This is a genomic window from Sodalis-like endosymbiont of Proechinophthirus fluctus (assembly GCF_001602625.1).
GTDB lineage: Bacteria > Pseudomonadota > Gammaproteobacteria > Enterobacterales > Enterobacteriaceae.
This window is the reverse complement of sequence record NZ_LECR01000037.1, coordinates 6,758-13,775: the sequence shown is the minus strand read 5'-3', so window position 1 is coordinate 13,775 and position 7,018 is coordinate 6,758. Positions and strand designations below refer to the sequence as shown.

The following is a 7,018-nucleotide window of genomic DNA, read 5'->3' as shown; positions in this document are numbered from 1 at the left end:
CGGCCATTTCTCTCGCCCGACCTTTTACAGCCTGACGCACTGCCAGAGCAATGCGCGCACCGGTCTGGGTCAAATCCTCTCCCAACACCAGCACGGCGTCATAACTTTCTATTTCTCGCAGCGACGGCGTGCGGATACCGCCGTTGCGAAGCACATTGAGCATCAGCGCTAGCCGGTCCTGTTCACCACCGGCAATACCGGTGTAGAAATTCTCGGCGCCCACCAGTTCGCGCAGGGCAAAATTGCTTTCGACGCTGGCGCGCGGCGAGCCAATGCCGATCATTTTGCGGGCATAGCGCAGCGCATCCACGGCGCGCTGCATCGCCTGATCGGCGTTCAACGCGATCCAATCGTCGCCGCAGCGCTGCAGTGGCTGGCGCGGACGGTCTTTCAAATTAACATAGCTGTAGCCGAAGCGCCCGCGGTCGCACAAGAAATAATGGTTGACGCTGCCGTTGTAGCGGTTTTCAATATAGCGCAGCATACCATAGCGTTCGCCGGGGCTGGTGTTGCAGCCAATGCTGCACTGCTGGCAGACGCTGGGTGCGAACTGCATATCCCATTTACGGCTATAGCGTTCGGAATGGGTTTTACTGGTGAACACGCCGGTCGGGCATATTTCCACTAGATTGCCAGAGAACTCGCTCTCCAGCACCCCGTCCTCAGGACGGCCGAAATAGACGTTATCGTGGGCGCCATATACCCCGAGATCACCGCCGTCAGCATAATCTTTGTAGTAGCGGACGCAGCGGTAGCAGGCGATGCAACGGTTCATCTCATGGGAAATAAACGGCCCTAGATATTGATTGCGGTGGGTGCGCTTGCTAAAGCGGTAGCGGCGGAAATTCTGGCCGGTCATGACTGTCATATCCTGTAGATGGCAACTGCCACCCTCTTCGCACACCGGGCAATCGTGCGGGTGGTTAGTCATCAGCAACTCTACTACGCTCTGACGGAACTGTCTTGCTTCATCGTCGACGATAGAGATGAAGGTCCCGTCGGCAGCGGGCGTCATACAGGACATAACTAGCCGGCCGTAGATATCCTCAGCGTTTTGGTATTGCTTAACCGCGCACTGGCGGCAAGCGCCGATACTGCCAAGCGCTGGATGCCAGCAAAAGTAAGGAATATCAAGGCCAAGGGACAGACAGGCTTCCAGCAGGTTGTCAGACCCGTTAACCTCGTACTCTTTACCGTCTACATGAATGGTAGCCATAGTCAGAATGCTCATCAGGTGAGGCCCGCCAAAGGCTGGGCGTTAATCAAAAATGCGTTCAGAGTGCGAAGCGCGTGCGCCTACCTGACCCGCTCGTTCCACATGGACAATTACCAGCGCGCTTTTAATAGGTTGGGCTGCACACCGGCAATGGCGCAGGTGTTGCTCAGTAAGTCGGCGCTGATGCCCGCCTCAAACTCGGAGCGGAAATACTTAATCGCACTTTGCATCGGCTCCATCGCCCCCGGCGCATGAGCGCAGAAGGTTTTTCCTGGGCCAAGGAAACCGCACAGCTGCTCCAGGGTTTCAATATCTCCCGGCTGTCCCTTACCGCTTTCGAGTGCGCGCAGCAGTTTGACGCTCCACGGTAGGCCATCGCGGCACGGCGTACACCAACCGCAGGATTCCCGGGCAAAAAACTCTTCTATATTGCGCGTTAACGACACCATGTTGATTTCATTATCCACCGCCATTGCCAATGCAGTGCCGAGCCGGCTGCCCGCTTTGCTGATATTCTCGAAGTCCATCGGCAGATCCAGATGATCCTGGGTCAGGAAATCGGTGCCGGCGCCGCCGGGTTGCCAGGCTTTCAGGGTAAAGCCATCGCGCATACCGCCAGCGTAATCCTCGAGGATCTCGCGCGCGGTAATGCCAAACGGCAGTTCCCAGACGCCGGGATTCTTTACCCGGCCAGAGAAACCCATTAACTTGGTGCCGGCATCGCTGCTCTTGCCAGCGGTGATACCCTTATACCAGTCCACCCCATACTCAATGATAGCCGGCACGTTGCATAAGGTTTCGACGTTATTGACGCAGGTGGGTTTACCCCAAGCGCCTGCGCTGGCGGGAAACGGCGGTTTTGAGCGCGGATTGGCACGGCGGCCTTCCAGAGAATTAATGAGCGCGGTTTCTTCTCCGCAAATATAGCGCCCGGCGCCGGTGTGGACGATAAGCTCAAAGTCAAAACCGCTTCCCAGAATATTTCTGCCCAGCCAGCCGGCTTCGGTAGCCTCGGCTATCGCGCGGTGCAGGTTCACTGCCGCTTCGATATACTCGCCGCGCAGGAATATATAACCGTGGTAGGCTTTCAGCGCGAAGGCGGCGATCAGCATCCCCTCCACCAGCAGATGGGGTAATTGCTCCATCAGCATACGGTCTTTATAGGTGCCTGGCTCCATTTCATCGGCGTTGCACAGCAAATAGCGAATGTTCATGGTGGGATCTTCCGGCATCAGGCTCCACTTCAGGCCGGTGGGAAATCCTGCTCCGCCGCGTCCTTTCAGGCCGGAGTCTTTCACCAACGTGACGATATCATTCTCCGCCATGCCACTTAAAGCCTTAAGCGCACCGACATAGCCGTTTTTGCTCTGATATTCGTCTAGCCACACAGGCTGATGGTCATCACGCAGCCGCCAGGTAAGCGGGTGTGTTTCCGCCAAGCGGACAATGGTTTTAGTCATCGATATTGCCCCAGCAGAGAACAAATGCCTTCCGGCGTCAGATGCACGTGGGTATCATCATCCACCATCATGGTCGGCCCCTTATCACAATTGCCCAAACAGCAGGTAGGCAATAGAGTGAACCGGCCATCTGGCGTTGTCTGGCCAGGCTTGACGTTCAGCGACTGCTCAAGCGCGGCCTGAATGCCCTGATAACCAGTAATATAGCAGACCACGCTATCGCAATAGCGGATAACGTGACGGCCCACCGGCTGGCGGAAAATCTGGCTATAAAAAGTGGCTACCCCTTCTACATCGCTGCTGGGAATGCCCAGCACCTGGGCGATGGCTATAATAGCCCCGTCTGGCACCCAGCCGCGGTTCTTTTGCACGATTTTTAGAGCTTCGATTAAGGCAGCGCGCGCATCCTCGTAATAGTGCTTCTCACGCTCGATGGCTTCGCTCTCTTCACGACTCAGCTCAAAAGTTTCGGTGGCGGCATCCAGCCTCGCCACCACATGCTTGGGGGTATCTTGCTGTTGTTTCATAATTAGCGGTCCACATCTGACATAACGAAATCAATACTGCCCAGATATACGATCAAATCAGATACTAGACTGCCTCGAATAACCGAGGGGATCTGCTGCAGATGAGGGAAACTGGGCGTGCGGATACGAGTCCGGTAGCTCATCGTGCTGCCATCGCTAGTTAGGTAATAGCTATTGATGCCCTTGGTAGCCTCGATCATTTGGAATGATTCGTTAGCTGGCATCACCGGTCCCCAAGAAACCTGCAGGAAGTGAGTGATAAGAGTCTCGATATGCTGCAGCGTACGCTCTTTCGGTGGTGGCGTGGTCAGCGGATGGTCAGCTTTGAACGGCCCCGCCGGCATATTATTCAGGCACTGCTCGAGGATGCGCAGGCTTTGGCGCATCTCTTCCACTTTCAGCATCACGCGGCTATAGCAGTCGCTCACGCCATCTCCCACTGGCACCTCGAAGTCGAAGTTTTCATAACCGGAATAAGGACGCCATTTACGCACGTCGAAATCGATGCCGGTGGCGCGTAGCGCCGCGCCGGTCACGCCCCAGTCCAGCGCCTCTTTCGCGCCGTAGGCGGCGACGCCCTCAGCGCGGGCGCGCAACACGCTATTTCTCAGCGCTGCTTTGACATAGCTGTCCAGACGTTTCGGCAGCCATTTGAGGAATTCACGTAGCAGACCTTCCCAACCACGCGGTAGATCGTGCGCCACGCCGCCGATGCGGAACCAAGCGGGATGCATGCGAAAACCGGTAATTACCTCGACGACATCATAAATTTTCTGACGATCGGTAAACGCCAGGAAGACTGGTGTCATCCCGCCGATGTCCTGAATGTAAGTACTGATGTACAGCAGGTGGCTATTGATGCGGAACAGCTCCGACAGCATTACCCGGATGACGTTGACGCGGTCGGGCACCACAATGCCGGCCAGCTTTTCTACCGCCAGTACATAAGGCATTTCGTTGACGCAGCCACCGAGATATTCGACACGGTCGGTATAAGGAATATAACTATGCCAGGACTGGCGCTCGCCCATCTTTTCAGCGCCGCGATGGTGATAACCGATATCGGGCACGCAATCGATAATCTCTTCACCGTCGAGCTGCAAGATGATACGGAAGGCACCGTGGGTGGAAGGGTGGTTCGGCCCCAGGTTGAGGAACATGAAGTCCTCGTTATCTGTGCTTCGCTTCATACCCCACTCTTCCGGCTTGAAGGTCAGCCCTTCCATTTCCAAATCTTCTTTTTGCTTGGTGAGGATGAAGGGATCGAATTCTGTAGCGCGTGCTGGATAATCTTTACGCAGAGGATGTCCTTCCCAGCTCTTCGGCATCATGATGCGGGTCAGGTGCGGGTGGCCGTCAAAGGTCATGCCAAACATCTCCCAGGTTTCGCGCTCATACCAGTTAGCATTGGGGAAAATAAGGGTACAGGTAGGCAGGCGAAGATCTTTTTCCAGTAGAGCTACTTTTAACACAATATCGCGATTGCGATCGATGGAAATCAGATGGTAGAGAACAGTAAAATCCGCTGCTGGCAGGCCCTGGCGGTGGGTACGCAGACGCTCGTCCACCCCGTGCAGATCATAGAGCATCACGTAAGGTTTCGGCAGCTTTTTCAAGAAGGTTAACACGTTGAGGATATGCTCGCGCTTCACCCACACGACCGGAATCCCTGTACGAGTTTGCTGCACTCTTAATGCGTCCTGGCCGAAATGATTACACAACTCGCCAATCGCAGGATCATTAAGATGATCCTGCGATTGCCAGGCCGGCATAGCGGAATTTTGCGTCATCAACTCTGTCATAATTATCTTCACCACATTTGGCTGTGCCGGCACATGCCGCTGCGCTTATCCGCCGAGACCGGCATGCGTATCCGTGCGTTAGATTTCGTCGGGCGTTCGCAGATGGGTGACCCCGACGCGTTCACCACGCTTACGTTGACGTTCCGACTCCATATTGGCGCGATAGACACCCTGATCGCCCATAACCCAGGAGAGTGGACGGCGTTCTTTACCAATAGACTCCTTGAGTAGCAGCAGCGCCTGGATGTAGGCCTCAGGGCGCGGCGGACAGCCGGGAATGTAAACATCCACTGGCAGGAATTTATCGACCCCCTGCACCACGGAATAAATATCGTACATCCCACCGGAATTAGCGCAGGCACCCATGGAGATAACCCATTTCGGCTCTAGCATTTGGTCGTACAGACGCCGGATGACTGGAGCCATCTTGGTGAAAGGCGTGCCCGCTACCACCATGAAATCCGCCTGGCGCGGTGAGGCGCGTATGACTTCCGACCCGAAGCGCGCTACATCGTGCACGGCGGTAAACGAGGTGGTCATTTCGACATAGCAGCAGGAGAGGCCGAAATTGTAGGGCCAAAGAGAATTGCCACGTCCCCAGTTCACCACATTGTGCAGCGTGCTCTTAAGTTTGCCGAGATAAACACTGCGATGAACATGTTGCTCCAGCGGATCCGCCACGATTTCCTGTTCTTGCAGGGGATACTGCTCGTTGCCACCGTCCGGCTCTGCTCGGGTGAGGGTATAATCCATTTTGCTGCCTCGCTGTTACCGTTTATAACGGGGGAGTTCGCCAATCGGGCCTGCCCGGCGCAAACGCCGGGAACATTCCGGCGTCCAGTCAAGCGCGCCAATACGCACCAGGTAAACCAAACCTGCCAACAGGATAAGAGTAAAAATAGTCGCCTCTATAAAACCTACCCAGCCCGCTTCGCGGATGGCGGTAGCCCAGGCGTACAAATAGAGGGCTTCAACGTCGAAAATAACGAAAAACATCGCCACCAGGTAAAATTTAGCTGAAAGGCGTAATCTCGCGGTGCCAACCGGATCGATCCCGGATTCAAACGGCATGTTTTTCGAGGGTGACCGGGCGCGGCCGCCCAGGAGGAATCCTCCGGTGAGCATAAAGGCGCACAGCCCAAATGCACCCAGGATAAATACGGCAAAAGCCAAATAATATGCAGTAATTTCAGTAGTTATAGACATTCTCTATGCTACTCATCAAAAGTGACGATTTGTAGGTTGCTCCTAGATATAGGCAGTTTTACACGCATCACATCGATTTACGGGAAGGAAGTAAGAAACCGCAAGAGCCGTGTGGCAATGAAATATACAGCCATTATTTGTAGTTTTTTACTCCTTTTTATAGCCTTTTGTCAACTTAGACATCATGAACTCCATTGTTAATTTACATCTGCAATAGTCGATTAACGTAGAATGCGCAAGAAATAAGCTAAATTGTGTCAGGCAGTAAAATTGAAATTCGGCTTATGGACCAGGACCCGTTCGTCAGAAAAAGTTACGCCCAATTATACTATTTTCGCGAAAAATCCTATGGATCGACTTAAGAGGTAAACCCTTTTTATGATCTAGGACACATTTCAACAGATTTTCTAGATTTTATTGTGCAAATAACCACCTTTTTGCAAGTTTTTGATTAGAAATGGCATTTCTAATTTATTAATTAATAGGCGCTGCGCCTATTAATTAATGAGTCACGAGCGTGCGCAGAAGTGGTAGGAGAAATAATACTGAGGATCAACAATTGAGGAGAATAGCAGATTTTGCCATGTTGAAAGGTCAAAAATAAATAAACATGATTTATTTTATTATTTATAATATATATTATTTATATATAATAAATATATTTTCCCTTCCCCTGCAAGCGACGACAGGGTTTTAGTGTGTATAGGTATCGCAGCCAGACTGTAGGATATTGAATATCGCCAATGCCAATTCGTTTTCACCGTGGAGATTTTTACACAGCGCGTTGCGGCCAGGTTCGGCAGACTG

General features: G+C 53.2%; 6 protein-coding genes. All 6 read right to left on the bottom strand.

Annotated elements, in window-relative coordinates; genetic code table 11:
* Positions 1-1,225 (bottom strand): NADH-quinone oxidoreductase subunit NuoG (nuoG, locus tag BG74_RS04050; protein ID WP_073961064.1); only part of this gene is annotated, 1,225 nt, incomplete at its 3' end.
* 101 nt (positions 1,226-1,326) lie between these two features.
* Positions 1,327-2,676 carry an NADH-quinone oxidoreductase subunit NuoF gene (nuoF, locus tag BG74_RS04045; protein WP_066596776.1) on the bottom strand — a complete coding sequence of 450 codons (1,350 nt, stop codon included), beginning with the start codon at positions 2,674-2,676 and terminating at the stop codon, positions 1,327-1,329.
* The gene (nuoE, locus tag BG74_RS04040) at positions 2,673-3,203 is read right to left on the bottom strand and encodes an NADH-quinone oxidoreductase subunit NuoE (protein ID WP_066596775.1); all 531 of its coding nucleotides are present in this window, start codon (positions 3,201-3,203) and stop codon (positions 2,673-2,675) included. The genes nuoF and nuoE overlap by 4 nt, the downstream gene beginning before the upstream one ends.
* 2 nt (positions 3,204-3,205) lie before the next feature.
* A complete protein-coding gene (gene nuoC / locus BG74_RS04035) occupies positions 3,206-5,005 on the bottom strand; it encodes an NADH-quinone oxidoreductase subunit C/D (protein ID WP_066596774.1) in 1,800 nt (599 codons plus the stop codon).
* 78 nt (positions 5,006-5,083) lie between these two features.
* Positions 5,084-5,758, bottom strand: a complete 675-nt coding sequence (locus BG74_RS04030; protein WP_066596773.1) for a NuoB/complex I 20 kDa subunit family protein — start codon at positions 5,756-5,758, stop codon at positions 5,084-5,086.
* Between the two features lie 15 nt (positions 5,759-5,773).
* Positions 5,774-6,211, bottom strand: coding sequence for an NADH-quinone oxidoreductase subunit A (locus BG74_RS04025; RefSeq protein WP_066596772.1), 438 nt, complete (start codon positions 6,209-6,211; stop codon positions 5,774-5,776).
* Between the last annotated feature and the right edge of the window lie 807 nt (positions 6,212-7,018).

Bases quoted from the DNA above. Each gene is read 5' to 3' on its own strand.
- nuoF (WP_066596776.1), bottom strand. From the start codon at position 2,676: ATGACTAAAACCATTGTCCGCTTGGCGGAAACACACCCGCTTACCTGG.
- nuoE (WP_066596775.1), bottom strand. From the start codon at position 3,203: ATGAAACAACAGCAAGATACCCCCAAGCATGTGGTGGCGAGGCTGGAT.
- nuoC (WP_066596774.1), bottom strand. From the start codon at position 5,005: ATGACAGAGTTGATGACGCAAAATTCCGCTATGCCGGCCTGGCAATCG.
- BG74_RS04030 (WP_066596773.1), bottom strand. From the start codon at position 5,758: ATGGATTATACCCTCACCCGAGCAGAGCCGGACGGTGGCAACGAGCAG.
- BG74_RS04025 (WP_066596772.1), bottom strand. From the start codon at position 6,211: ATGTCTATAACTACTGAAATTACTGCATATTATTTGGCTTTTGCCGTA.